Genomic DNA, 23,898 nt, shown 5'->3' on the forward strand with positions numbered 1-23,898 from the left:
CTCACAGGCGTCGAACATCGTCTCTCACAGCGCGATCCGAAAGGTGGCGTCAGAACACCGCTTACAAAGCACCGCGAAGGCGTCGGCTATCATGTCGCCAATCTGCATGGATTTCTCCCAACGGATACCCGCCACCTCGCAGGAGAAGACGGGTATCCATCGACCGTCGTTGAAGGGCTATGTTTCGACCGGTCGCTACCGAACAAATTGCCAGCCTCGATAGTTGCGGCGTTCAGACGTATGCGTGGAGGGATCGGGCTTCAGTCTGAGTTCAAGTGGGTCACGCCGCCAAGTCGGGGCATCGGCGAGCACACGCATGCGTTCCGGATAAAAACGGCCGACGCTGCTACCGGATGAGTAGGCGGCGTCGGCCATCTGACCGGCTTGGAAGTAGCCGTGCTCTGAAACTAGGGCGCCCAAAAAAAGGGGCAACGCAGACTTCGGTCGCATCGTTGCTGGGACCGTAGACCCATGGGCGGAACGTTTGCAGATGCTCGCGTTCGATGATGGCGCAAAGACAATGTCGTCTTGCGCACTCACCCACGAGGAGAACATTATGAGAATGGATTTCACCGCAGCCGCCGCAGGTTTTTTGCTGCTCGCCGGTATCGGTTCGGCCGCCGCCGATACACCGTGGTCATTCAACCGGAACAGGAAACAGTCATCCGCGAATATGTGAAGAAGCAGCCTCTCGCTTCAGTGAAGCTTCCTGGCGTGGAGCTCAAGATCGGCACCAACGTGAAGTATCGCTACACCGTGATCGACAACCGCACAGTCGTCGTGGATCCGGACACCCGCTCGGTCGTCAAAGTCATCGAATGAGCCAAGCGCTTCGACTGAAGGGGCCCGCCGCACCGAAATCAGCGGCGGGCTTTCAAATGATGAGGAGCCAATTATGTCGAAACCTGACGATGGAACATCCCCACTTTGGGGACGCGTGTGACCGACCTCAAAGAGAGGATGCGAAAGGCCGCGATCACCGACGACGAAATGACGACGTTTCAAAGGGTCGCCGCCCTCATTAGCGATGGCCAGGGCAGGATTGGGGTGCTGACGACCTTATCGCCCTTTCTTTTGTTGCCGATAAGGACGGCAACTAGGCGTCCTCGCAAGGCAGCCGCAGTTTTTTCTCCGGCTTGGAACCTTTACCGCCACCAGATCTCCAACGCCAATTTTTCCTGTCGCCATGCAGGCGATTTCGGGCGAGCGCGGCTTTAGTCAAGAGATTGCTAATATATGCCAGCGGCATGGGAACAAAGAATTGCATCCGTCGTTGAAAATGCTGGCCGGATGCCCTTGTGCCCTAATCCCAGCTTCCGGTCAGCCTTGATGGAAGGCCCGCTGCTTTCCCCGGCAGCGGGCCATTTCACGTCTTCCTCAATGTTCGCTCCCGTTCGTCCAGCGGCAGCGTCGGTGTCTCGGCATTCCAACGAGCATCAGCCTCTGCGACGAGGCGCGTGAAGTCGTCTTCGTTCATCGTGCGGGGATCGTAGCCAATCTTCTTATAGTAGTCGCTGACCGTGTCGACATAGGGCGGCTGCGCCGTGGCCCGCGTGTGTGAAGCGGAGAATAAATGATCTATCGGCTCATCTTCGCTCAGCGAAGCCGCGGATTTGGCGCGGCCTTCCGGAACCAGTCTAACGACGATGCCATTAATCACAACCTCGGCGACAAAGCCCGCCTTGGCTACGCCCTTGCATATTGCGGTGATCTGGCGGGCTGAGATGGCTAGGCTGCGGGTCACAATCTAGGCTCCCTAAGCAAGGGTTCGGCGACCTTCAACCGGCCAGCCGACCTCGATACAGTCGCCACTAAAAATTACATACCCGGCCGACTGGACAACCTTTTATGACCCTGGTCACTCGTCATACGAAATACATGGCGCGCGCTCATGCCGACGTGGGAGAAAACCGCAGTGATCATTTCTTCTTCCACTTTGTGTAGGCGCGTTTTCGTTTCCGGCCCATTGCCGTCGTTTTTGGAGCATGTCTCCGAACGTTCGCAAACGAGGCTAGCTACAGTCGACTGTTTGGCGTCACGGGAGCATGCGGAACGTTACGGGAAGATTTCTGATTTTGGCCCACGAAAAACTCAATAAAATCAAGGGCTTTAATACGTCCTCCGGGCCCACCAAAATTGTCATTTAAGCTTTTGATTTTGTTTGTTTAATTTTTCTTTGCCCACGCCATGGACTCGAACCCCCCAAAGCAAAGTCAAAGCGAACTGCATCCGAGAACGTCTTTCGGGCCATTCCAGGAGTCGGCATTGGGCCATTTTGGATTACCGATCGGAGGCGTGATAGGCGCTACTTAACCCATAGCTCACCTACGCGGCCGCAGGAGGGATGACACCTCATTGCGGCTCTTGACAGAACATTCTCCATCTCCTGGAAACGGACATTCGGTTTCAAGCCAGGTCGCGGTCGACACCAACCGACAATGTTTCGGTGAGAAGCTTCCCGCCTCATCTCGGTCGCGAGACCTCGGCGACTGGCCGGCTCACGCTGCCCATCCGGAAATGGACTGCGAGTCTGGTGGTCAATCCAGCCGGTTCTGGCCGGCGCCTGCCTGCCTTCGCATGGAACTGAGTCTGCGTCACCGGCTTATATTAGCTAGCGTGAACATAACGAGATTCTGAACAACGAGGAGGAAAATCAGTGACCGACGACAAGACCAAGCGGGATTTTCGGGATCGCGACCGCGTGGCTGGAGACGAAGAGTATGAGGTCGGCTATTTCGCCAGCAAATTCGGTCTCACGATCCCCGAGGTTCGCGAACTTATCAAGAAGCACGGAAACAATCGTGAGACGCTGGAGCGTGAAGCTGAACAGCTAGGCAAGAGGTAGACTGCCATGGTGCGCTATCATGTCGACGAGCTTTACGGCGAAGACGTCGTCACCTCGCTGGATACGGATGCGTATGACGCTCTCGCCGCTGTCGAAGCGGTAACCGGAAAGGTGGTCTATCCAAGGGCAGTGCAGCAGCGGCACTGGTTCCGGGTGATCGACGAAGCCGGAAGCATTCACGAATTCAGTCTGGACGAAAATCTTCAGATCGTCGACTTCGCAAAATGACCAAGCTTTCAGACCTCGGGCCGCCGATCATCGGCACGCGACACGGCACTCAGCCGGCGAGCGAGAGCGGTCATTTCCACAAATGCCCATCCTGCGGCCAGGCGGTCGATTGGCGCGACCTGCGGCAGGTGATCTGGCATGAGCAACCAAATCACAAGCGGCTGGAACTGGACGCATGACACCCAAGCGCAAATCCGCAAGAGGCATTGGAATTGGGGATGAGGTGTCGATCACTGCTGCCGTTTTGCAGCGGATCGACGCGGATCGCGTGAGCATCAGCATTCCGTCCTATGATTTCCCACATTCGATAGCCGACCGCACGGCCAAGGCAGGCCAAAACGTTGAACTGGTCGGGAAAGTCACACGCATCGATGATGAAGCTGGCAAGGTTACCGTGGATCTTCGGCCTCTTGTGACGGTCGATTTCGACAAGGTCCGATTGGTGACCGGGATCGCGCCTCCGCACCGCCGAGCTGCTGCCGGCGACGCAGATTGACTCCCGATTTGGGCACTAGGCGTTAGCTGAAGTGATTGCGGATATGATCGTTGAAGAACCAGCCTTTTGCGAAGGCATCTCGGAACGCAGCAACGGTCGCTGGGGGCACGCCCTCGAACTCATAATGTTTACCGCTGGCCACGAACCAGACTGAGAGAACTCTGCTGGCCGGGTCATACTCTATCTTGCTTATCGAGGTCGACGGCATGACGCACCCCAAAAAGCCCGCCGGCCGGAGCCAGCGGGAGGGTCTGAAGGTAGCCAGAGTGTGGTCTGGCAGATTGCCAACGGTCTGCCCGACCTTTGGTTTCAGGATTTGCTAAGACGGCTATTGGCCCGCCGCAGCGCGACCGCAGCAAAAGCTGCAGTTGCGCTGCCCGAAAACCTGGCAGTCACGGATTGCCGGAAGGTCGAGTTTTTTGACGCATGGATGCCAAGGAAGTTCTTACCGCAAAGAGCATTGAAGTCCTCGGTGACATTGCTCAACGAGCCGGAGATGGTCCCGGTAGCAATCAGCGATATGAGGGCGACGCCCTTGTTCGGAATGGTGATGGAAATGCTGAAGTCCCTTCCTGCGGCAGCGCTCACAGCCGGTATCTCCGAAGCTCCGATCACGCGATAGACTTGAGTCGTGATCGACGGGTTGCCGCCGTCGAAAGTGAACGCGATATCTACCGATATGGTGTTTTCCAAAGCATCGCCGGACCCAGCGGAAACCATCCAGATCTCAGAATTGGCGCTATCGGGCACCTCATTGCTGCGCACCAGGCGCCTTGCCGGAACGCCTCCAACCGTGACGGCATTCAGCATTCGCGCTTCGCCGGAAAATTTCCAGCTAATTGCGAGCCAGATATCGCGATTGGCAGCGACAGCGCCCAGGCTCTTCGAAGGCGCTGTAACCGTGGGGCCAGGAACCAGACCGCCGGAATTGAAGGACGAAACAGCCGAGACCGTGATCCGCGGCGAGGCACGTCGCGGCTTCTCAAAGCTGAAAATCACCGCCGTGATCGCTAACCCCGCGAGGAGGAGGGCAAAAGCTTTCCAAACAACTGATTGCCTTCGATTTCGTCCCGAACGCATAGTCGTCACCATCTGGAAACATCATGGAGGCGATACAGAATTGTGTCGAATCCTGGCGGCCTCAAGCGCTGATTCACGCCGGGCTACAAAGTCCGCCTGCGCGCGTTTTCGTCGCCCAAGCGTTTCGCGCGTCCAAGACAAGCGGCGCGAAACTGTTCGACTTCCTCCTCCGTCAAATGCTCTATCCCGATGAAGTCATTCTTGCCTTCGCCGCAGCGGGTCAATTCATGGAGCTTGCCCGTTTTCCCTCTATGCAAGCCTACCAAGCTTACGACGACCGCGAACCGACCTACGTCTGCAAAGCTAAAAAATAGCCCCGCCGAGAGGCAGGGCTATAGAGGCGATGATGAACCTCAGTTATAGACCTTGACGATCTTGCGCGTGCCGGGGTCCACGAGCACCGTCCGGTTGTCGATCACCACGTAGCGATATTTGACGTTGGGGACTTCACGAAGCTCGACGGTGTCCGGCAGAGCAGTGCCGACGTTGAGCTCCACACCCGGCAACTTGATGGATGCCAAGGGCTCCTTTTTCACGTATTCCTGGATGACAGTATCCTCTTCGGGTTGGATGATGACGTCCTCGGCGGCGGCGGCACCCACCCCTAGAAGAATAAACAAGCTGGCCGCAGCGGTTGTAAGGTGGATTTTCATACTATTCTCCATTTTTGCGGACCCGGCCCTCAGCTGCGTTGATCGCAAACCGTGTCGCTTATCCTAACGGGCAGAAAAATCTCTTGTTCCAAACAGGGCGCATTGCTTTGGTGAGCTGCCGCGATCGAACACGCTTACCGACGGAATGTTCTCTAATTTAGTCGGACGGTGTTTCGAGCGGAGGCGAGCGGCCACAGCGCCGATCATTGAAGACCGGGAACCGGCCTCGTCTTGCCGCTCAAATGTGCTCCCAGTGTCAGGACTTGCGGAAAATTACGGACAGCCGCTCCCATCAAGACAGGGCCGGCGGCGGGGCCAAGGACTATTCGGGCGATGGCTGCAGCTGCGTAAATCCGGGTCGAGAACAATCCTCTCCAGGTAGCCTGGTAGCGCCTGCCGGCAGCTTCGCGCCCCGCCCGGCCGCTTGGCGCGCGCACGAGTTCCGTGGCTAGCAGCCACCCGGACTGAAGCGCCATCGAGATACCTTCGGCGATGATCGGATGGGACTCCCCGGCGGCATTGCCGACGCGGAAGATATCCCTGTCATAGCAGGCGCGCATGCCAGGCCGGATCGGGCCAGCTGCAAGCCACGGACCCTCGAGACGCGCTCCGTCCAGAGTATCCCTCACGCCCCGGCAAGAAGCCATGAGATGGCGCAAGAGCGCGTCAGCGGCCGTCACATGGCGATCCTGCTGGCCATCGTGCCCGGAACCATAGTTCCTGCGCAGTCGCGCGAGCATGTCGCGTCTTATGCAGCATGAGATGGACAGTCGGCCATGATCGGCCAAGACCATGCCGCCATAGCCGCCGGGAAACACCAGCAGCGGCATCAGATCGGGCGCGAGCGACGACCCGGTGAAATACGCCTTGAAGCCGAGCAGATCCCACGGGCTGTTGGTCTTTTCGAGCTGGCTTGGCAGCGGTCCCGGATCCCAGGAACCGTGCGCGGCCACAATCACCGGCGCACGCAAGATCACGGACTCGTCGCCGGAATTTTCATCCCTCGCCTGAATGCGCACCGCTTGAATGTCCCCATCCCGGTCGATGGCAACCACTCGGCAAGGCTGGAAGATTTCGGCGCCCGCCGACCGCGCCGCCTGCAAGAGCAGAGGGTCGAGAACGTCACGGCCCAGCGCCCGGCCGAAGCCCTCCTTTGCAGGGGCCTCATATTTTGCAGCCGGCATCGGCGCCTCGACGCAAGTCTCGCCGGAAAAGAAGCCGACGCGGTGGATTTCGGGGCCGGCATTGGCGCGCCAGAAACCGCCGACCTCCAGGCGGTCGAGCAGCGAAATGTTGCTCGCCGAGATGTATTCGCCGCAGACTTTGCGGCGCGGAAACGCACTCTTTTCCACAATCGCCACGGCCCATCCGCGCCGGGCCAACGTCAACGCGACGGAGGTGCCTGCGGGTCCGGCGCCGATGACGATCGCATCGTGGCTCGACAATCGCCTCATAGGCACCCACCGGCGTTGGTGCTGGCGCCGACGAAGATGTGGGAAAAGGGACCGACGCGCCCCTCCTTCAGCGGCTTGCCATTCGCCGCAAGCCAGAGGGCAGATAGCTCGCGGTCGCGAAAGCCTGCGCGCACGCTCTGGGCGGCATCATGTCGGGTGACGTCGTTTGCGCCGATCGCCGGAAGAAGCCGGGCCGCGGCGAGCGCCGACATTGCCCTCAGCGGTTCGGTCGCCAACAGCAACGGAGCTTTCCGCGTTAGCAGAGAAAACAGACGCACCAGCTCGGCGTCGTCGAAATGATGCAGGAAAAGATTCATGGTGATTGCGTCGAAGCGCCCGCCGTCGGCCCTTTCCGCCCAGTCGAAGATGTCGGCCGTGATACATTCGACGCTCCATCCCAGCCTCTCGAATTCGGTCGAGAGCTCGTTGGTGACCAGGCCGACGCGATCGAGCAGCGTCAGTTCGACGTGAGGCCAATGCCTAGCGATGCGCCGCGCCACGGTGAGGATAAAAGTGCCGTCGCCGGCCCCGATCTCCAGAATGCGGCGTGGCGGCTTCGGCACGAATTTCTTCAGCAATGACGTCATGATCCGCGCCTGGAACATCAGCGCGTTAATTCGACGAAGATCGCGGCGCGAGACGAGCGCCCGCGGATCGTCGGCCGCCAGTCCGTCAAGGATTTCCGGGACAAGGCTGCGATGGCTGAGCGCGTTCATGACACTGTTCGAAAAAGCATGGTTTCGGCCGCCAATCCCGGTCCGAACGACATGCCGCAGCCGAGGAGGCCCGCCGGCGCCTTCAGCATCTCTTGCAGCACGAACATCACAGTCGCCGACGACATGTTGCCGTATCGGCGCAGCACCTCGCGCGACGGCGTGAGCGCGGCGGGCGCAAGTTTCAACGCTCTTTCGACAGCGTCGAGAACCGAACGTCCGCCGGGGTGCACGGCCCAGAGGTCGATCGCGTCCGGCGGCCGGCCGCCGAGGATGGCGTTCTGATTGCTCAGCAGCGCGTCATGGATCGCCGCCGGCACCTGGCCGGAAAGAACCATGTCGAAGCCGTGGTCCCGGATATCCCAGCTCATTAGGTTCCGCCGCTCGTCCGCGACTGCGCAATAGAAGCTGTTGAGCTCGATGCCGGGGGGCTCGCCGGTGACAAGTGCGGCCGCGCAGCCGTCGCCCCAAAGGCAGAACGACAGCAGCTTTTCCAGCTCGGTGGTTTCGTTGATATGCAAGGTGCAGAGCTCGATATTGACCAGAAGGACCCTCGCGCGCGGGTCGGAGCGGACGATATGGCGGGCAAGCTTAAGGCCGTTGATCGCCGCGTAGCAGCCCATGAACCCGATCATCGTGCGTTCGACCCTGTCCGACAGGCCGCAACGCTGAACCAGGTCCAGATCGATACCTGGCGCTGAAAACCCTGTGCAGGTGGTAACGATGAGATGAGTTATGCGTGACGCTTGATTGCCAAGCTCCAATCCATCGACGGCTTTTTGTGCCAGCACTGCGGCGGCTTCGCAAAACATCGCCATTCTCGCGGCCGTTCCGGGAAATGCGCCGCGGACGAAATTCCCCTGAAGATCGACGGACGGCCCCTCGGGGTCCAGGGCGGGTGCAAAGCAGGAATAGCGGCTCTCGATGCCGGCAAGCCCGGCCATGCGTTCGAACACCCTCCGGCGATTGGCAGCGAGCATCGAAGCCGCGAACCGCAGATAGAATTTATGAACCTCGTGTTCCGGAACCGCTGTCGCGATCCGATTGATATAGGCGGCGGACATTTCCGGCTCCCTGGCGTTTCGCGCGGTGTCGCGCTGGCCAAAGGGGGTCTTTGCTCACTGGCGCGGTATTGGGCGTCAGATCTCGAACGTTACCCGTTCCATTAACGTTTCCGAAAACTGGTTTCATCCCGGGCAACCGACCGCCCGCTGAAAGTCAGCTCAGCTTGGCCTTTCCGGGCCTAGCTCGCCGCTCTTCGACCAACATAAGAAAGTGCCCGATCTTGAACGCCAGGCGCCTTAGTGTGGGGTCAGTTGGGTTTGGCACCACTCAAAAAAAGGCGCTGCCACGCGACAGCGCCCATCGTTTGCCGAAAGGCAATTCTACCAGCCTTGTCGGGCACACCAGTCGTCGATATCCCGACGCACGCGATCCTTCTCAATCCCATATCGTTCCTGGATCTTGCCCTCGAGTTGGTCGCGCTTGCCGGCGATGCGGTCCAGATCGTCATCAGTGAGCTTGCCCCACTGCTCCTTGACCTTGCCTTTGACCTGCTTCCAATTTCCCTCAACGCGGTTCCAGTCCATGTCGATAGCCTCCTTGGTTACACAGATGCAAAACGGTCGGTCGCGCTCTATGTTCCAGAGGGAGCGGGTCGGGTCTGGCGCGCCCCGCTTCACGCCATGAACCTTAGATGTCGCCGAACGTTTTCTGTGCGCAAACAGATGATTGATGGCGCATGGTGAAGAGATCGGACGCTAACCCCATGCCGCAGAAACAGGATGCTGCCGGTGCCGAAGCTCGCTTTTCGTTCGATAGAATGGCCGTCGAGCGATTTCGACAGGCCTTTCCGCGAGCGAGGTGGAGCGATGAGCGCAAGAGCTGGTTCGTCCCGGGAAAGACGGCCACCCGCCGAATCGAGCGCTGGTTGGCGCAAGAGGCAGAGATGTTGGCCGTTCACGGAGACAGTAAGGGACGTGATGCCTTCGCCTTCGATCCGATATCGAGCCCATACCTGGAGATGTCGGAGGACCTACGTGTTCGCACGCCTTACTCGAAGACCATTCTTGAGGAGTTGCGGGCGATTCCCTGGGCAAGTTGGGACGACAAATTGCGCGCCTGGCGGGTGCCGTTCCGTTCGTTTGAGGAGCTACGGCGCCGATGGCCGAAAATCGAAAAGGCTGCCCAATATGCCGAACCCGAAGAAAGGAAGCGACGACGAGACGCCGCCAAAGACACCGAAGCTTACAAGGCCTCGCAACTGCGGAATGCCGAACGTCGCCGTCATCGCTATCCACTGCCAGCCGAAGATTTGCCGCCGCTTGGCCGCCCAGTTGCGACAGAGCAATACGGCATTGTCGTTTTCAACGAAGTGTCCGGTGAACTCGTTGAGCCTTGGCTGCTTCATATCCAAACGCAATGTGCAAAGACGGCGACTGCGTTTGGGGGAGGTGGCGTTCGGCCACACTCCCTGAGTTGGTCCGGACGTGGCCCGCACGTAGTCTCCCAGGGGCGGACGAATGGTCGAGGGGTTGGTGGCAGCCGACGCTTGCAGAGCTGAGAGTTGCTCGTCGAAACGCACAGACCATTGAACGGAGAAAGCTAAGTCGCAGCCTTAAGACGGCCAGCTGACTTGGTAGGTTGTTTGAGATTTGATCAACCGGATCGCTTCACACCGGGCTCTTCGGTGGCCGGATTACTGCTGCGGGGTCGGAGCTCAGAATTGTCAGGCATTACGTCCGAAAAATTGACGGTGGCCACCAGATAGCCTGCCTCGTCGTAAACTTTGATAATCGAGGCTGAGTGACCGGCGTCGGTCGGGTCTGCTGCCAACAGGGCGGCGTGCGCCATTTCGATTGCCCGTGGGCTGGCTAAATCGGCGCTGGGAAGCTCTTCCTCCGATATAGTGGTCTTGCCGATTTGGACGGTCTCAAAACGGAAATTGGGCATGGACGCCTCCTGTGTCCATGCAATGTCCAAGACGGCGTTGCGTTCCAAGGAGAGGGTGGTCGGTCTCCCAGCCCATCGTTCCATGCGGATCATTCTTCCGACGGTCCCGATCTCGGTGGTCTGGTCTCTTCAGCAAGCACGAGCAAGGCTTCAAGGGTAACTGCCACGCCGGACATCAGAGCGGCGATATCGCCGTCTTCACCCGCCAGGGTTAGTTCGTTGGCTCTGTTTTGCAAGGTGGCTCCAAGATCTCGCAATTTCACCCGCAGGTCCGCATCCATTGCATTTCCTCCAAAAAGGCCCAAGGGCAAACGCGGCGATACTGAACCAGTTCCCCGAGCAATCCGACGAGCTACTCACCCGTGTCGGAGTTTGCCGCATTGACCGGCTTCGATTCCGGAGAGCCCTTGTGCCGGAGGAAGATCGAAAGCAAAACCAAGACTGCCGTGGACAAGAATTCCGACTGCCAGTTCTGGAAAGATTCGAACCACAGCTGAGCGTTGAGAAGATAGTCTGCCAGAGATTGAGGCTGTTCCCCGTGGCGGAGCGCCGCCTCGTTTGCGGCCGCCAGGCTTCCCCACCAGTGGAAGGCAAAGGAGACGATAAACAGCCCAGCCAGGGCAATGCCCAGCGAGTAGGAATAGAGCCACGACAATATAGGCCGTCGCCTCCGGGTAGCGGGGCCGAGTTCGTCTTTCGGTCTATGCGGATCGTCGGGATCGCGGGACTCCGCTGAGCCGCGTTGAAAAAGCATCGCGGTCAGCATCACATAGGCCGACATCTGCAGGAATTCGCTTTCCCAGTTTTCGAACAGGGCCGAGAGACACTCGCCGCTCTCCAGATATGCCATCACCCCGATAGCTGGCGCGCCGTGCTCCCGAAGCTCCTCATTGTGGGCTGCCTGGCCTGACCAGACCATGCCAAGCACGCTAAACAGGAACATCGCGACCAGAGCGATGGTCAACCCGTTGTTGCGAAAGATGGCTCTCAAAAAACGTCTCTTGGGTCAGTCGTCCCCGCCGGTTCCGCCAAATGCTTCAAACCGCGGCGGTGCCAATTCCGCGTCGGAAACGCCGATGGTGCATGCGGTTGCCGTGTTCATTCGTGGCCTGTCTGCGGAAAACCGTGAAGCAGGACGGCCGTGCGTGGACCGTCTCCATGTGCTGCAGAATGCAACTTCACCTCATCTTGGATGCTTACGATGGCATGGTGAGATGTCATAGGAGGAGAATGTCCTGCTCATTGATCGTACCAGTGGGAACCAGTGGGTGAGGGAGGTATCGGCCGACCGGCCGGTCTTAGGCGCGATGTGGCGGGGCATTCACGGAGGTCCTCGACGGAAACGCAAAGCTCGAACGGCAGTCCAGTTCGGGACACATATGTCAGCTGCGATCAGAAGGATCGCCTTCTCGCGCATGGAAAGCGCTGGTTCGCTCCAGATAGCCAGATGGCCTTACGTTGAATTATTGGTCCGGCAAACAGACCGGCAGTTTCTCGAACGCGCTACCGTCGCAATGGTTCCTGGGCCGTCAGCGGGCACCGCGATGAAACAGTCGCGGTGCCCTAGCCTCTTAACTAGCAGTTCGCCCCAGTCTGCGGATCGCACGCCTTGTTTTCTTTCTTCTGCGGCTTGGCCGCCTGCTCGGGCTCGGCCTGCTGCTGCTCGGCGGCGGGCTGCTGTTTGGCCTTCGGTTTTTGAGGCTTTGCCGCCTGCTCGGGCTCGGCCTGCCGCTGCTCGGCGGCGGGCTGCTCCTTGGCCTTTTTCTGAGGCTTGGCCGCCTGCTCGGGCTCGGCCTGCTGCTGCTCGGCGGCGGGCTGCTCCTTGGCCTTTTTCTGCGGCTTGGCCGCCTGCTCGGGCTCGGCCTGCTGCTGCTCGGCGGCGGGCTGCTCCTTGGCCTTTTTCTGAGGCTTGGCCGCTTGCTCGGGCTCGGCCTGTTCGGTCGTGGCTGCGCCTTCGGTCGGCTTCGATTTCCGGCCAGCCTGAACCTTCTTCACCTCCTCGATATCTTTGATCTCAGCTGGTTTGGCATCGGCATCGGCTTTCACCTCGCCTTCAAAGACCCTGACCGTATTGTTTTCCAATTTGCCGGACTGCTCGGGCGCGTCGGTCTTGCTGACCTTGACGACAGTCACCTCCTGGTTCGTCTCCTTCTCGATCACATCAACATCTATGACTTTGTTGATCACCACGTTGTTCTGGATCGTCACATCGCCAACCGGCTCGGCCGCCTCGACAATGCGCACAAATTCCGGCTCATCACGGATAACGACGACAGAAATGTCCGCAGCAAGGAATTCGCGGATGGGGACAACGACCCAGTAAAAATCCGGCGTCGCGTCGAAGGTCACCTCGATTGAAATCAAATCCGGATCGCGCCGCGGCGGCAGCGGAGCCCAAATCATGTGCTCCCTGTCACGACGCCAACTCACCCATGCTGGCGCCCAACGAGTGCCCGGAACCCAGTACCAGCCGATGTCGTCGGCATAGCCCCACCGGCCGTAATGGTACGTCGCCCAGCCGAATGGCTCGTCGGACACCCAGAGCCAGCCATACTGCTCGGTATAGACCCAGTGTCCAAGGGTATACGGACGCCAATCATCAGGTACATCAACCGGCACGAAAACGGTCGCTCCGTGGTAAGAAACCCAATCACCATGGGAAGATAGGTCGTGGTAGAATGTGCTGATCGAAACTTCCGTGGCAGCCCTAGCCTCGGACACAAGCGACAATGGCGCAATCGGATTGGGAATCTCTACGACCGTGAGCAGACAGGCGGTTACGCCGCCCAGCATCAATCGGACCGCATTTGGGGCAAGGACGCGTTTCATCCTAGTTATCCTCCGAAACAGATCGCCCTTCATCTTACAAATTCGCCGGTTGTCGTATTGTTCCATCTCGCTAGCGCTGTCGCACCCCACAAAGGCTGGCGGAACGCTCCATGTGCACTTCGATCCCGACTTTGCTTTCAAGGGAGTCAAGACCAAGCGGCCCTTCACCATCGGCACCGGGCCGAACAATCCGGTAGGATCGGTCTGGATCGACCTTTCCATCGAAAGCTACGGCATTCACGGCACGCCCGAGCCCGGTAAGATCGGCACCAGCTTCTCGCATTCCGCCCTTGAAGGTAACTTTTGTCCCCTTCTCCACTATAGAGGCCAGGTCGTCGGCATCCCAGTTGGTCAGCCGGATACAGCCAGGCGGCGGAGGCTGGAGATAAGCAGCCTCAGTAGCTACCGAGACAGGGTGCCCGTCCAAGATCTGTGTTGTTAATGCTCGAGGAAAGGTCACCAGGAAGCGGGTGGCCTTCAGCGCCTTCGCAGACAATCTGGGAGCTGGCAAGCCGCTAGCCTGCCTTTGCCTCGGCCTCGATCTCAGCGAGCTTCTCGTCGATTTCGTGCGGTTGGCCATGTTCCAGGCCAACGACGTCGTTTCTTGTCTCTTCAAGCGCAACAATGATCTCGTCGAGCTTGGCGTGGATGGCCGAGGTGTCGCGATAGCCTTGGATCAGAACTACCCCGGTTATGATGATTGCGGCGACCGACAAGGCATAGGTGACGACGTTGGTCAGCCCGAACGGCACGAGCAAGGTGCAAAGGACCATGGCCGCCAGAACGAAATAAAACCCGGGAGGGCGCGCCAGAAAATCAGCGATGAGAAACAGGAACCGGTTCACTGGCAACCTCGCTGCCAGCGCCTGAAATCATCCAGTTTCCTCTGAACCGCATCGGCATGCTCTGAGACGGACGTCTCTGGCCGCTGCGGCCTGCCTTGCCTCAGCCGCGGACAAAACTCGTAGCCGTGATCGCGGGCTCCGCAGCACAAACAGCACATGGTTGGATCGTTTAGCATCCACTGAAATGCACGGTTTGAAATCTGGTTGCAGCGGTCTTCACAAATCTGTTGTCGCCCAACACCTTACGTTCGGTATGGCACAAAGCCGACGGGTCAGGCCCGCGCAGCATCGCGTCGGAACCAATCAAGGTGTGCTGCGTTTTGGAGCTTGCGGCGCGATGTCTCCATTTCGGCCGCATTGGGGCGGGCATCATCAGGCAAATTTCATTTCACAAACCGCTGGGCTGGGAGTGGCACTGTGAGCGTGCAGGAATCAAGAGCACAACTAGATCGTCGACAAATTCTGAATTCTTTGAAGGCCTTCAGGCGAGGCGACTTCTCGGTCCGCATCGAGAACGTCTACGAGGGGCTTGATTCTGACATTGCCGATACCTTCAACCAGATCGTCGAACTGAACGATCAGGTCACTCGTGAGTTCGAACGACTAAGCAGGGTCGTCGGCAAGGACGGACGGATAGGCGAGCGGGGTCATGTCCGCAACGCCACGGGCAGCTGGGAATCCAGTGTCAGGTCGGTCAACGACCTTATCGAAGACATGGTCCAACCCACGGCCGAAGTGGCTCGCGTCATCGGCGCGGTTGCGAAGGGTGACCTTTCCCAGACGATGATGGTCGAAATCGACGGCCGTCCGCTGCGTGGTGAGTTCCTGCGCATTGGCAAGATCGTCAACACCATGGTCGGGCAATTGGCCTCCTTTGCGTCGGAGGTGACGCGTGTCGCTCGTGAGGTTGGCACGGAGGGAAAGCTTGGCGGACAGGCCCGCGTGAAGGGCGTCGCCGGCACCTGGAAGGACCTGACCGACAACGTCAACGCCATGGCCACCAATCTCACCGGGCAGGTGCGCAACATCGCCGAAGTCACCACCGCGGTCGCTTCAGGTGATTTGTCGAAGAAGATCACCGTTGACGTGAAGGGCGAGATCCTCGAACTCAAGAACACCATCAACACGATGGTAGATCAGCTCAATTCATTCGCTTCGGAAGTGACACGTGTTGCGCGCGAGGTCGGCACCGAAGGCAAGCTCGGCGGCCAGGCGCGCGTCGAAGGCGTCGGCGGAACATGGAAGGATCTCACCGACAATGTGAACTCGATGGCGGAAAACCTGACGGGCCAGGTGCGCAACATCGCCGAGGTGACGACAGCGGTGGCGTTGGGCGATCTTTCCAAGAAGATCACCGTCGACGTGAAAGGCGAGATCCTCGAACTCAAGAACACCATCAACACGATGGTCGACCAGCTGAACTCCTTCGCCTCGGAAGTGACGCGTGTTGCGCGCGAGGTCGGCACCGAAGGAAAGCTCGGTGGCCAGGCTCAAGTGCGCGGCGTGGCCGGCACATGGAAAGATCTGACCGACAACGTCAACTCGATGGCGGAGAACCTGACCGGCCAGGTGCGCAATATTGCCGAGGTCACGACCGCGGTCGCCTCGGGCGACCTTTCGAAAAAGATCACAGTCGCCGTCCAGGGTGAGATTCTCGAGCTCAAGGACACCATCAACACGATGGTCGATCAGCTGAACTCCTTCGCCTCGGAAGTGACACGCGTGGCGCGCGAGGTTGGGACGGAAGGCAAGCTCGGCGGCCAGGCAGAGGTGAGGGGTGTCGGTGGCACCTGGAAGGACCTGACCGACAACGTCAATCTCATGGCGGCCAACCTGACGGGTCAGGTCCGCAACATCGCAGAGGTGACAACGGCCGTCGCCCGAGGCGATCTTTCGAAAAAGATCACTGTCGACGTTAAAGGCGAAATCCTTGAGCTCAAGGACACCGTCAACACGATGGTCGACCAGCTGAACTCCTTCGCCTCGGAAGTCACGCGCGTGGCGCGCGAAGTCGGTTCGGAAGGCAAGCTTGGTGGCCAGGCCCATGTGGAAGGCGTCGGCGGCACGTGGAAAGACCTGACCGACAACGTCAATGCCATGGCCGGCAATCTGACGGTGCAGTTGCGTGACGTGTCCAAAGTCGCCACGGCGATCGCGACCGGCGACCTGACCCAGAAAATCACCGTCGATGCGCTGGGCGAAATCCTGCAGATCAAGGACGTGATTAACACGATGGTTGATCAGCTGAACTCCTTTGCCTCGGAGGTGACGCGCGTGGCGCGCGAGGTCGGTTCCGACGGCAAGCTGGGCGGCCAGGCTCAGGTGCGCGGGGTGGCAGGCACCTGGAAGGACCTGACCGACAACGTGAACGCAATGGCAGCCAATCTCACGGGCCAGGTGCGCAATATCGCGGAAGTGACCACGGCCGTGGCACTGGGCGATCTGTCGAAGAAAATCACGGTCGACGTGAAGGGCGAGATTCTCGAACTCAAATCCACAATCAACACCATGGTCGACCAGCTGAATTCATTCGCGGGCGAGGTGACGCGTGTCGCGCGCGAAGTCGGCACCGAGGGAAAGCTCGGCGGCCAGGCTCAGGTGCGCGGCGTGGCCGGCACGTGGAAGGACCTGACCGACAATGTGAATTCCATGGCCGAGAACCTGACCGGCCAGGTTCGCAACATTGCCGAGGTCACGACCGCGGTGGCGCGCGGCGACCTTTCGAAGAAGATCACCGTCGACGTGAAAGGCGAAATCCTCGAGCTGAAGTCGACTATCAACACCATGGTGGACCAGCTGAATTCCTTCGCCGGCGAGGTGACGCGTGTGGCGCGCGAGGTCGGCACCGAAGGCAAGCTTGGCGGGCAAGCGCAGGTACGCGGTGTCGCCGGCACGTGGAAAGATCTGACGGACAACGTCAATTTGATGGCCACCAACCTGACCAATCAGGTGCGTGGCATTGCCGACGTCGTGACCGCGGTCGCGCAAGGCAATCTGAAGCGCAAGCTGACGGTGGACGCGAAGGGTGAAATCGCCTCACTCGCCGACACCATCAACGGCATGATCGAGACGCTTGCGACGTTTGCCGACCAGGTGACCAACGTCGCGCGTGAAGTGGGCATAGAGGGTAAACTCGGCGGCCAGGCACGCGTGCCGGGTGCCGCCGGTCTGTGGCGCGACCTCACCGACAACGTTAATCAGCTCGCCGCCAATCTGACGACCCAGGTGCGCGCAATCGCCGAGGTCTCAACAGCTGTGACAAAGGGTGATCTGACGCGCTCGATCAGCGTCGAGGCCTCCGGCGAGGTCGCAGCACTCAAGGACAACATCAACGAGATGATCCGCAACCTCAAGGATCAGACGTTGAAGAACGCAGAACAGGATTGGCTGAAGACCAATCTCGCTCGCTTCTCGCGCATGCTCCAGGGCGAGCGCGATCTGGCCACCGTGTCGCGCCTTATCATGTCTGAGCTCGCTCCTCTGGTGAACGCCCAGTACGGCGTTTTTTACGTGACCAATCGCGACCAGGAGGAGTCCTATCTGGAGCTGGCGGCGTCCTATGGCGCCGAGAGCAAGGCGGCCATAAAGCAACGTCTGGATCTGCGCGAAGGCCTGGTCGGCCAGAGTGCCGCCGACAAGCGGGCGATCTTGCTTGACAACGTTCCGCCGGACTTTCTGCGGGTAACGTCTGGCCTCGGCGGCGCCTCACCGGCGAACGTCATCATCCTTCCTGCTCTGTTCGAAGACGAGGTGAAGGCCGTCATCGAGCTCGCATCGTTCAGCGAGTTTCGCGATACGCATCAGTCGTTTCTCAACCAGCTGATGGAATCCGTCGGCATCGTTCTCAACACCATCGCGGCGACGATGCGGACCGAAGGCCTGCTCAAGCAGTCGCAACTGCTGACATCCGAATTGCAGGCGCGTCAGACCGAGCTCACCAAGAAGCAGGAAGAGCTCCACGCCACGAACGAAGAGCTGCAGGAGAAAGCCCAGCTGCTCGAGAATGAGAAGAAACAGGTCGAAAACAAGAATCTCGAAATCGAGATGGCGCGAAGGGCGCTGGAGGAGAAGGCCGAGCAACTGGCGCTTACCTCCAAATACAAATCCGAGTTTCTTGCCAATATGAGCCACGAGCTCAGAACACCGCTGAATTCGCTGCTCATCCTTTCCAATCTGCTTGCGGCCAACCAGCAGGGCAATCTCAACGAAAAGCAGATCGAGTTTGCGCGAACGATCAATTCCGCCGGAACGGACCTGCTCAGCCTCATCAACGATATTCTCGATCTGTCGAAGATCGAATCTGGCACGGTCTCGATCGACATCAACGATATGCCCGTGGCGCATCTCAGACAGCATATGGAGCGGACGTTCCGCCAGCTTGCGGCCGACAAGGGGCTTGGCTTTACCATCAACGTCGATCCCGCTCTGCCCGAGACCGTGCGTACCGATGAGAAGCGCCTGCAGCAGATCGTTCTCAACCTGCTTTCGAATGCCTTCAAGTTTACGTCTGCGGGCGAAGTCAGCCTGAATTTCCGAGTCGAGAAGAAGACCGGGCGCCGCAACGGCGCCAAACAACCGAGGAGAGCGCTGGCCATTGCCGTAACAGACACGGGAATAGGAATTCCGGAGGATAAACAGAAACTGATCTTCGAGGCTTTCCAGCAGGCTGACGGCACTACCAGCCGGAAGTATGGCGGCACCGGACTTGGCCTCTCGATCAGTCGCGAGATTGCCCGGCTGCTTGGCGGCGAGTTGAGGGTCGAAAGCACCCCCGGCAAGGGATCGACATTTACGCTCGTCATACCCTTGGATGGTCCGAGAGTTGCCGTGACGACGCAGCCGGAGTTGCTACCGGCCACGGAGGCAATCGTCACGACAGCACTGCCCAGCAGCTTACCGTCAGCGGAATTGATGGACGATCGCGATGCCATATCCCCTGAGGACAGGGTCGTTCTGATTGTCGAGGATGACCCGACCTTCGGCGGCCTGTTGCTTGGCCTGGCCCGATCGGCGGGGTTGAAAGGCGTGTTGTCGACCGCGGGCTCCGGCACTTTGGCGTTGGCCCGCAAGCTGGTTCCTGACGCGATCACCTTGGATCTGGGGCTTTCGGACATCGACGGCTGGGTGCTCTTCGACCTCCTGCGCCATGATCCGAAGACCAAGGGTATTCCCGTTCACGTGATTTCCGGCGCTGAAGACATCGAAGATCTGGCCCGCAAAGGCGCATCGAGCATCTCAACCAAGCCCGTGTCGTCCGACGGACTGATTAGCGTGTTTCAGGACATCCATTCGAGGAAGCTTCGCATTCAGCACCGCGTCCTCGTCGCCGACCCCGATCCGGAGCGCCGCCTTTCCTTGGTCGAAGCGATCCGTGACGGTGTCACCTCGGTCACTGCCATCGGTCGAGTTGCGGGTAACGCGGATGATATAGAACTCGCCTCATATGATGCGGTTGTGCTCGGCTTCGGGAGATCGGCCAAGGACAATGCGCAGGCGCTCGATGAGCTTGCCAGTCAATTCGCGGGCGCTTTGCCGCCGCTTCTGTTCTTTGCTCCTCATTCGGAGGCAATCGAGCAAGTGCTGACGTTGAATCCGGCCTGGACGGATGTCCCCCGGGCCGAGAATTTCGCTCAACTGGCCTTGCATATTTCAGCAACACTTCCGGGCGGCGTGCGCCAGGACAGTGGGACGGAACCCGGAGAAGCCGATAACAAATCCAATCTTGCTGGCGCCAAGGTTCTCATCGTCGATGACGACATCCGTAATATCTACTCGCTGACCAGCGTTCTTGAGACCTACGACATAGAAGTGATGCACGCCGAGCTTGGCCGGGACGGAATCGCCTTGCTGGAACAGGTGCCGGATGTTGATGCTGCCCTGATCGACATTATGATGCCGGAGATGGATGGCTATGAGACAATGCGGCGGATCCGCAACACGCCTGCTATTGCTCACATCCCGCTGATTTCCGTAACAGCCAAGGCAATGAAAGGCGACCGGCAGAAATGCCTGGATGCCGGTGCTTCCGACTACATCGCCAAGCCTGTCGATCTCGATCTTTTGCTGGCGCTGCTCCGGGTCTGGATCGGACGCTCTCGGGCGCGGGTCGAGACTTCGGAAAAGCTGCTCTTGTCAGTAAACTGAGGGGTGCCCGATGCAAAAGCCATCGCGGATCCGTTCGAAAAAATTGGAGATCGTGCAACTGGTCGACGGCCCGGCAAAGGCACGTGTCCTCGCCGTCGACGATGACGAACGCAATCTGTTGGCGATCCAAGAGGTCCTGGCCCCAATTGCGGAGGTCGTCGCCGTGCAATCCGGCGAGGAGGCCCTGCGCTGCCTATTGAAGCAGGATTTCGCCGTTATCTTGTTGGACGTGTTGATGCCCGGTCTCGACGGCTACGAGACGGCCGCACTGATCCGCCAGCGCGAACAATCCAAACGCACGCCTCTCATCTTCCTTACGGCCATCAACAAGGAAGATGCTCACATGCTGCGCGGCTACGATGCAGGCGCGGTGGACTATGTATTCAAGCCGTTCGACCCGGTCATGCTGCGCTCCAAAGTGGCTGTATTCGTCGAGCTTCACGAAAAGACGCTCGAAATCCAGCGCAAGGCGATCGCCGAGCAGGCGTTGCTCGCAAAGGCCCTGCAGGCTGAGAAGGAAAAGCTCGAGGCCGAGCGATCGCTGCGCAGCGCGGAGGAGCGCCAAGAGGCCATTCTTAGCTCCTTGCCCGTCTGCTTTCACGCGAGAGCCGCCGAGCCCCCCTTTGCAGCCCGCTTTGTTACCAAAGGTGTCGAACGCTTGACGGGATTTCCTCCGGAGCGGCTGACGTCCGATCCGCGGTTTGGCCTGAGCCGGGTCCATCCCGATGATCTGCCTAGAGTGCGGGAAGCGTTGTTGGCCGCAAAGACCATAGGATCCTACACGTGCGAGTTCCGCTGGCAGTGCGCCGATGGCAAATACCGTATCTTTCTGGACCAGGGCATCCTCTCGAAGAGCGCCGACGGACGCCGGCCCGAGATCCTGGGTACTTTGCTTGACGTGACCGAACGGCGCGGGCTCGAGGATCAGCTTCTTCAATCGCAGCGCCTCGACGCAATCGGCAAGCTCACTGGCGGACTGGCGCATGACTTCAACAATCTACTCGCCGCAATTCTCAGTGGACTGGGATTGCTCGAGCGGCACATGACGCTCGACGGGCAGACGAGACAGGTCCTCGACTTGACCCGGCGCTCGGCGAAACAAGGCGCGGAACTCGTCACCCGGATGCTCGCCTTCTCGCGGCGTCAGAATCTGAAGCCGGCAGCCGTGCGTCTCGCGGCTTTGGGAGACACGATGAACGGGCTGGTGGCGCCGGTTCTGGGCGGCCTGATCCGATTTGAATGGATGGTCGACTATTCCGTTTGGCCCGCGCATGTCGACGCCGGCCAACTGGAACTCGCCTTGATGAATCTGATTTTCAATTCACGAGACGCCATGCCATCGGGTGGAACAATTGGCGTGCACGCGCAAAATCGGACGACTAAGACGGCATCCCAAGATCTGGCGCCCGGCGACTACGTGGTTATCACCGTCAAGGACACAGGTGCAGGCATCCCGCCGGATATTCTGGCCAAAGTGGTCGAGCCCTTCTTCACCACAAAGCCTGTCGGCAAAGGAACGGGCCTAGGTCTCAGCACAGTTTACGGCTTCGTGAAGCAGTCCGGCGGTTCGCTCCGCATAGACAGCGTCGTTGGTCGCGGAACTGCAATGGAACTGTGGTTGCCACGTTCAATCGAGCAGCCAGCCAGCGATGTAGCTGAGGCCGATGTGGAGCAAATTCTGGTCGATGTGGGCAAAGAGCGCCCGTCCATTCTTCTGATCGACGACAGCAGCGTGTTGCGGCAGTTGACCGCTGAATCGCTCCGGCAGCGTGGTTTCGCAGTGACCTGCGCAGCAGGCGGCGCCGAGGCACTGGCAATGATCGAACGGGCACCACATGAATTCCACGTCATCGTCACCGACTTCGCCATGCCGCTCGTATCCGGAGTGGAGGTCATTCGCTTTGCGCGCAATCTCCGCTCGGACTGGCCAGCGGTAATCATAACCGGATACGCTGACGCCGACGCGATTGCCGATCGACCATCGAATGTCCCGCTGCTAAACAAGCCATTCCGCGAAAAAGATCTTATCGAGAGCATCTTCCACGCGATTGCCCATGCCAGCTCTAAGGCAACCAGGTCAGGGTAGGGCAGCCGGTTCCGCACGATGAGCGCCGGCACGCCGGAGTTCCCTATAGGCTTTCTGCCCGTCTAGGCGGCGCGCTCTTTCTGCCGTCTACGCTGGTCCGCCGCTCTCGCTAGAATAGCGATCTGACAAGTTCATCGTACATCTTGAGAGCCGAACTCCGCTTCACAGATTGAAGCATGCTCTGCTCTCGCGCCGCCCTTTTGAACGCTTGAAAGGCAACCTCAGGCTTGCAACCTCCCTCCCTCGCAGCAGCGAGGAGGCGAGCTGCCTCCTTGAATGTACGTTTTTCCTTGTTGTCCCATCGCCCGCCAAGGGCTTTCTCGGCTTCACAGATCGAAGAAACCTGCATCAAGCGCCCATCTGCAAATCGAATTCTGATTGGAAGAAAAGCACTCATCGGGGTCGTGTCCTCCGCGAAGAACGGCAGAACGCGAGCGTAGCCAAATGGTTGCAATAGGCTTCGTCTCTAACGCATGTGTTTGATATCGGCGAGTTCCCATAGCGTCAAATCCACAGCCGGCATCCAGATTGAGCACCGCTTTGCTGGGAAAAGATGGGGCGAAGCAACGTCGGGGAGTGGGTGAGGGGCTCCGTCGGTCACCCGTAGGGCAGGGCGGAGGTGCCCCGAGCGGAACAAGCAGGCTGCGGAAAAGCCTACGCCGCTCATGATCGCCTCGAAATGGACCACGAGGCGACCGCCGCAGAGCGAACTCACAGTCGATCAGACGCGGAGGCGACACAATGGGCAAAACACTGCATAGTGCTCGCACGACAACGGCCCCGGTCGAGGAAAAGCTGCCAACGAAGAGTGACCGGCGCCAACGGGAACTTTCTCGCCCTTCCTGAATTTTAGCTAGAGGCGGTGCATTGCATCGACCGTCCAAGCAACAGGCCTTCCGCCATAACCCCTCATGGCGGCGGGCCTGTTGCGTGTTAGGTCGGCGGTTTGTCGACCAGCGATTTCTTTCTCTGCGGAGCCACATAGCTCGTCACCTGGCCGGCCTGATCATCTCCGATCAAATCCGGCCGATGCAGTTGTCTACGGTGCCTGGTACGATCCGGAAGAGCCGGGCAAGATTGGGTCGCTGTGTAAGCATGGCAGCGTGAATGTGCTGACACGAGACAAGGGGACGTCACGTCTCGGGCAAGGCCCCGCTGCCAACACGGCCCTAGTCGATGTGGTTCGCTATGAAGGCACGCCGCCGCCGATCACAGCATTTACGCCGCCGCCTATTGAACGCGGGGCCTAAAAATCAGACTTCAATCAGGGCAATTAATCTCGTTCATCGTCATTTGGTTCGCCAGACCATACGAGGGAATACGAAGGAAACGGCTTGGCGAACCATCCGCTAACATATTGATTTCCTATAGGAAACGTTGACCCTCAGCGACTAACATAATCGTTATTTGTCAATGGGTTACGAAGCGGTTCACCCAAATTGATTCAAGAAGCTGATCCAGCCACTCGCTGACCGCATTCATCTTCTACCAAATGGCAGCTTTGCGCCGGCGGGTTCAACCGGTCAACGCAACACCTTCTAATCTGTGAGGATGAGGAGGTGGCATATGGTGA

The 23,898-nt window shown here is 59.2% G+C and carries 23 protein-coding genes and 3 pseudogenes; 12 read left to right on the plus strand and 14 right to left on the minus strand.

All coding sequences use genetic code 11. The features are described 5' to 3' along the window. The 3 genes and pseudogenes from DH08_RS35845 to DH08_RS37180 form a co-directional block, all read left to right on the plus strand. Positions 1–357, plus strand: a 357-nt coding sequence (locus DH08_RS35845) for a hypothetical protein (RefSeq protein ID WP_210328777.1), incomplete at its 5' end; no start/stop codon positions are given. 199 nt (positions 358–556) lie between these two features. Further along, a pseudogene (locus DH08_RS17560) lies at positions 557–822 on the plus strand (DUF1236 domain-containing protein). Between the two features lie 117 nt (positions 823–939). Beyond that, entirely contained in the window at positions 940–1,218 is a 279-nt protein-coding gene (locus tag DH08_RS37180; RefSeq protein ID WP_210328781.1) for a hypothetical protein, read from the plus strand. Positions 1,219–1,366: 148 nt separating this feature from the next. Here the strand turns inward: DH08_RS37180 and DH08_RS17570 are convergent, their stop codons facing one another. Then, positions 1,367–1,744: a hypothetical protein gene (locus DH08_RS17570; protein WP_192180492.1), complete on the minus strand. Its 378-nt coding sequence runs from the start codon at positions 1,742–1,744 to the stop codon at positions 1,367–1,369. 912 nt (positions 1,745–2,656) lie between these two features. Here DH08_RS17570 and DH08_RS17575 point away from each other — a divergent pair. From DH08_RS17575 to DH08_RS17590, 4 genes are read left to right on the plus strand one after another with little or no spacing between them, the layout of a single operon-like run. Next, on the plus strand, positions 2,657–2,845 hold the full coding sequence (locus DH08_RS17575; protein ID WP_192180494.1) for a DUF3606 domain-containing protein: 189 nt from the start codon (positions 2,657–2,659) through the stop codon (positions 2,843–2,845). A 6-nt stretch (positions 2,846–2,851) separates the two neighbouring features. Beyond that, positions 2,852–3,073, plus strand: a complete 222-nt coding sequence (locus DH08_RS17580) for a hypothetical protein (RefSeq protein ID WP_192180497.1) — start codon at positions 2,852–2,854, stop codon at positions 3,071–3,073. Then, positions 3,070–3,252, plus strand: coding sequence for a hypothetical protein (locus DH08_RS17585; RefSeq protein ID WP_192180498.1), 183 nt, complete (start codon positions 3,070–3,072; stop codon positions 3,250–3,252). The genes DH08_RS17580 and DH08_RS17585 overlap by 4 nt, the downstream gene beginning before the upstream one ends. Further along, positions 3,249–3,569 (plus strand): hypothetical protein, encoded by a 321-nt coding sequence (locus DH08_RS17590; protein WP_192180500.1) that lies wholly within the window; start codon positions 3,249–3,251, stop codon positions 3,567–3,569. Before DH08_RS17585 ends, DH08_RS17590 begins: the two co-directional genes overlap by 4 nt. Positions 3,570–3,591: 22 nt before the next feature. Here the strand turns inward: DH08_RS17590 and DH08_RS17595 are convergent, their stop codons facing one another. Next, positions 3,592–3,777: a KTSC domain-containing protein gene (locus DH08_RS17595; protein WP_192180501.1), complete on the minus strand. Its 186-nt coding sequence runs from the start codon at positions 3,775–3,777 to the stop codon at positions 3,592–3,594. 101 nt (positions 3,778–3,878) lie between these two features. Continuing rightward, a complete protein-coding gene (locus DH08_RS17600; protein WP_192180503.1) occupies positions 3,879–4,649 on the minus strand; it encodes a hypothetical protein in 771 nt (256 codons plus the stop codon). 23 nt (positions 4,650–4,672) lie between these two features. On the opposite strand from DH08_RS17600, the gene DH08_RS37185 reads away from it, so the two are divergent. After that, positions 4,673–4,963 (plus strand): hypothetical protein, encoded by a 291-nt coding sequence (locus tag DH08_RS37185; RefSeq protein WP_192180505.1) that lies wholly within the window; start codon positions 4,673–4,675, stop codon positions 4,961–4,963. A gap of 39 nt (positions 4,964–5,002) precedes the next feature. Here DH08_RS37185 and DH08_RS17610 read toward each other — a convergent pair whose 3' ends face one another. The 5 genes from DH08_RS17610 to DH08_RS17630 all read right to left on the minus strand — a co-directional run bounded on the left by DH08_RS17610 (position 5,003) and on the right by DH08_RS17630 (position 9,058). Beyond that, the gene (locus DH08_RS17610) at positions 5,003–5,302 is read right to left on the minus strand and encodes a DUF1236 domain-containing protein (protein ID WP_192180507.1); all 300 of its coding nucleotides are present in this window, start codon (positions 5,300–5,302) and stop codon (positions 5,003–5,005) included. Positions 5,303–5,505: 203 nt separating this feature from the next. Further along, positions 5,506–6,756 (minus strand): NAD(P)/FAD-dependent oxidoreductase, encoded by a 1,251-nt coding sequence (locus tag DH08_RS17615; protein WP_192180509.1) that lies wholly within the window; start codon positions 6,754–6,756, stop codon positions 5,506–5,508. Further along, positions 6,753–7,472, minus strand: a complete 720-nt coding sequence (locus DH08_RS17620; protein WP_192180511.1) for a class I SAM-dependent methyltransferase — start codon at positions 7,470–7,472, stop codon at positions 6,753–6,755. Before DH08_RS17620 ends, DH08_RS17615 begins: the two co-directional genes overlap by 4 nt. Then, positions 7,469–8,533, minus strand: a complete 1,065-nt coding sequence (locus DH08_RS17625; RefSeq protein WP_192180513.1) for a type III polyketide synthase — start codon at positions 8,531–8,533, stop codon at positions 7,469–7,471. The genes DH08_RS17620 and DH08_RS17625 overlap by 4 nt, the downstream gene beginning before the upstream one ends. 321 nt (positions 8,534–8,854) lie before the next feature. Then, a complete protein-coding gene (locus DH08_RS17630) occupies positions 8,855–9,058 on the minus strand; it encodes a CsbD family protein (RefSeq protein WP_192180514.1) in 204 nt (67 codons plus the stop codon). A gap of 152 nt (positions 9,059–9,210) precedes the next feature. On the opposite strand from DH08_RS17630, the pseudogene DH08_RS17635 reads away from it, so the two are divergent. Continuing rightward, positions 9,211–10,103: pseudogene (locus tag DH08_RS17635) on the plus strand (hypothetical protein). Between the two features lie 24 nt (positions 10,104–10,127). Here the strand turns inward: DH08_RS17635 and DH08_RS17640 are convergent. The 4 genes from DH08_RS17640 to DH08_RS17655 form a co-directional block, all read right to left on the minus strand. Further along, complete coding sequence (locus DH08_RS17640) at positions 10,128–10,421, minus strand: hypothetical protein (RefSeq protein WP_192180516.1); 294 nt, start codon at positions 10,419–10,421, stop codon at positions 10,128–10,130. Between the two features lie 89 nt (positions 10,422–10,510). Next, positions 10,511–10,702, minus strand: coding sequence for a hypothetical protein (locus DH08_RS17645; protein WP_192180518.1), 192 nt, complete (start codon positions 10,700–10,702; stop codon positions 10,511–10,513). Positions 10,703–10,773: 71 nt separating this feature from the next. After that, positions 10,774–11,412, minus strand: coding sequence for a DUF6766 family protein (locus DH08_RS17650; protein WP_192180520.1), 639 nt, complete (start codon positions 11,410–11,412; stop codon positions 10,774–10,776). A gap of 584 nt (positions 11,413–11,996) precedes the next feature. Further along, positions 11,997–13,250: a DUF6600 domain-containing protein gene (locus tag DH08_RS17655; RefSeq protein ID WP_192180522.1), complete on the minus strand. Its 1,254-nt coding sequence runs from the start codon at positions 13,248–13,250 to the stop codon at positions 11,997–11,999. A gap of 118 nt (positions 13,251–13,368) precedes the next feature. On the opposite strand from DH08_RS17655, the pseudogene DH08_RS37475 reads away from it, so the two are divergent. Next, positions 13,369–13,542 (plus strand): annotated as a pseudogene (locus DH08_RS37475) (L,D-transpeptidase); the annotation flags it as partial. Between the two features lie 223 nt (positions 13,543–13,765). Here DH08_RS37475 and DH08_RS17660 read toward each other — a convergent pair. Further along, a complete protein-coding gene (locus DH08_RS17660) occupies positions 13,766–14,095 on the minus strand; it encodes a low affinity iron permease family protein (RefSeq protein WP_192180524.1) in 330 nt (109 codons plus the stop codon). A 423-nt stretch (positions 14,096–14,518) separates the two neighbouring features. Here DH08_RS17660 and DH08_RS17665 point away from each other — a divergent pair, with 423 nt between their 5' ends. Together DH08_RS17665 and DH08_RS17670 are read left to right on the plus strand one after the other, a co-directional pair. Then, positions 14,519–20,239, plus strand: a complete 5,721-nt coding sequence (locus tag DH08_RS17665) for a HAMP domain-containing protein (protein ID WP_192180530.1) — start codon at positions 14,519–14,521, stop codon at positions 20,237–20,239. A 10-nt stretch (positions 20,240–20,249) separates the two neighbouring features. Continuing rightward, a complete protein-coding gene (locus DH08_RS17670) occupies positions 20,250–22,325 on the plus strand; it encodes a response regulator (protein ID WP_192180526.1) in 2,076 nt (691 codons plus the stop codon). A 109-nt stretch (positions 22,326–22,434) separates the two neighbouring features. Here DH08_RS17670 and DH08_RS17675 read toward each other — a convergent pair whose 3' ends face one another. Next, positions 22,435–22,722 carry a DUF982 domain-containing protein gene (locus DH08_RS17675; protein WP_192180528.1) on the minus strand — a complete coding sequence of 96 codons (288 nt, stop codon included), beginning with the start codon at positions 22,720–22,722 and terminating at the stop codon, positions 22,435–22,437. Positions 22,723–23,898 lie beyond the last annotated feature (1,176 nt).

This window comes from Mesorhizobium amorphae, from assembly GCF_014843845.1.
Lineage (GTDB): Bacteria > Pseudomonadota > Alphaproteobacteria > Rhizobiales > Rhizobiaceae > Mesorhizobium > Mesorhizobium amorphae_A.

Excerpts from the sequence above, each read along its gene's own strand:
- DH08_RS17580 (WP_192180497.1), top strand. The coding sequence starts at position 2,852 with ATGGTGCGCTATCATGTCGACGAGCTTTACGGCGAAGACGTCGTCACC.
- DH08_RS17585 (WP_192180498.1), top strand. The coding sequence starts at position 3,070 with ATGACCAAGCTTTCAGACCTCGGGCCGCCGATCATCGGCACGCGACAC.
- DH08_RS17590 (WP_192180500.1), top strand. The coding sequence starts at position 3,249 with ATGACACCCAAGCGCAAATCCGCAAGAGGCATTGGAATTGGGGATGAG.
- DH08_RS17595 (WP_192180501.1), bottom strand. The coding sequence starts at position 3,777 with ATGCCGTCGACCTCGATAAGCAAGATAGAGTATGACCCGGCCAGCAGA.
- DH08_RS17600 (WP_192180503.1), bottom strand. The coding sequence starts at position 4,649 with ATGCGTTCGGGACGAAATCGAAGGCAATCAGTTGTTTGGAAAGCTTTT.
- DH08_RS37185 (WP_192180505.1), top strand. The coding sequence starts at position 4,673 with ATGGAGGCGATACAGAATTGTGTCGAATCCTGGCGGCCTCAAGCGCTG.
- DH08_RS17610 (WP_192180507.1), bottom strand. The coding sequence starts at position 5,302 with ATGAAAATCCACCTTACAACCGCTGCGGCCAGCTTGTTTATTCTTCTA.
- DH08_RS17615 (WP_192180509.1), bottom strand. The coding sequence starts at position 6,756 with ATGAGGCGATTGTCGAGCCACGATGCGATCGTCATCGGCGCCGGACCC.
- DH08_RS17620 (WP_192180511.1), bottom strand. The coding sequence starts at position 7,472 with ATGAACGCGCTCAGCCATCGCAGCCTTGTCCCGGAAATCCTTGACGGA.
- DH08_RS17625 (WP_192180513.1), bottom strand. The coding sequence starts at position 8,533 with ATGTCCGCCGCCTATATCAATCGGATCGCGACAGCGGTTCCGGAACAC.
- DH08_RS17630 (WP_192180514.1), bottom strand. The coding sequence starts at position 9,058 with ATGGACTGGAACCGCGTTGAGGGAAATTGGAAGCAGGTCAAAGGCAAG.
- DH08_RS17640 (WP_192180516.1), bottom strand. The coding sequence starts at position 10,421 with ATGCCCAATTTCCGTTTTGAGACCGTCCAAATCGGCAAGACCACTATA.
- DH08_RS17645 (WP_192180518.1), bottom strand. The coding sequence starts at position 10,702 with ATGGATGCGGACCTGCGGGTGAAATTGCGAGATCTTGGAGCCACCTTG.
- DH08_RS17655 (WP_192180522.1), bottom strand. The coding sequence starts at position 13,250 with ATGAAACGCGTCCTTGCCCCAAATGCGGTCCGATTGATGCTGGGCGGC.
- DH08_RS17670 (WP_192180526.1), top strand. The coding sequence starts at position 20,250 with ATGCAAAAGCCATCGCGGATCCGTTCGAAAAAATTGGAGATCGTGCAA.
- DH08_RS17675 (WP_192180528.1), bottom strand. The coding sequence starts at position 22,722 with ATGAGTGCTTTTCTTCCAATCAGAATTCGATTTGCAGATGGGCGCTTG.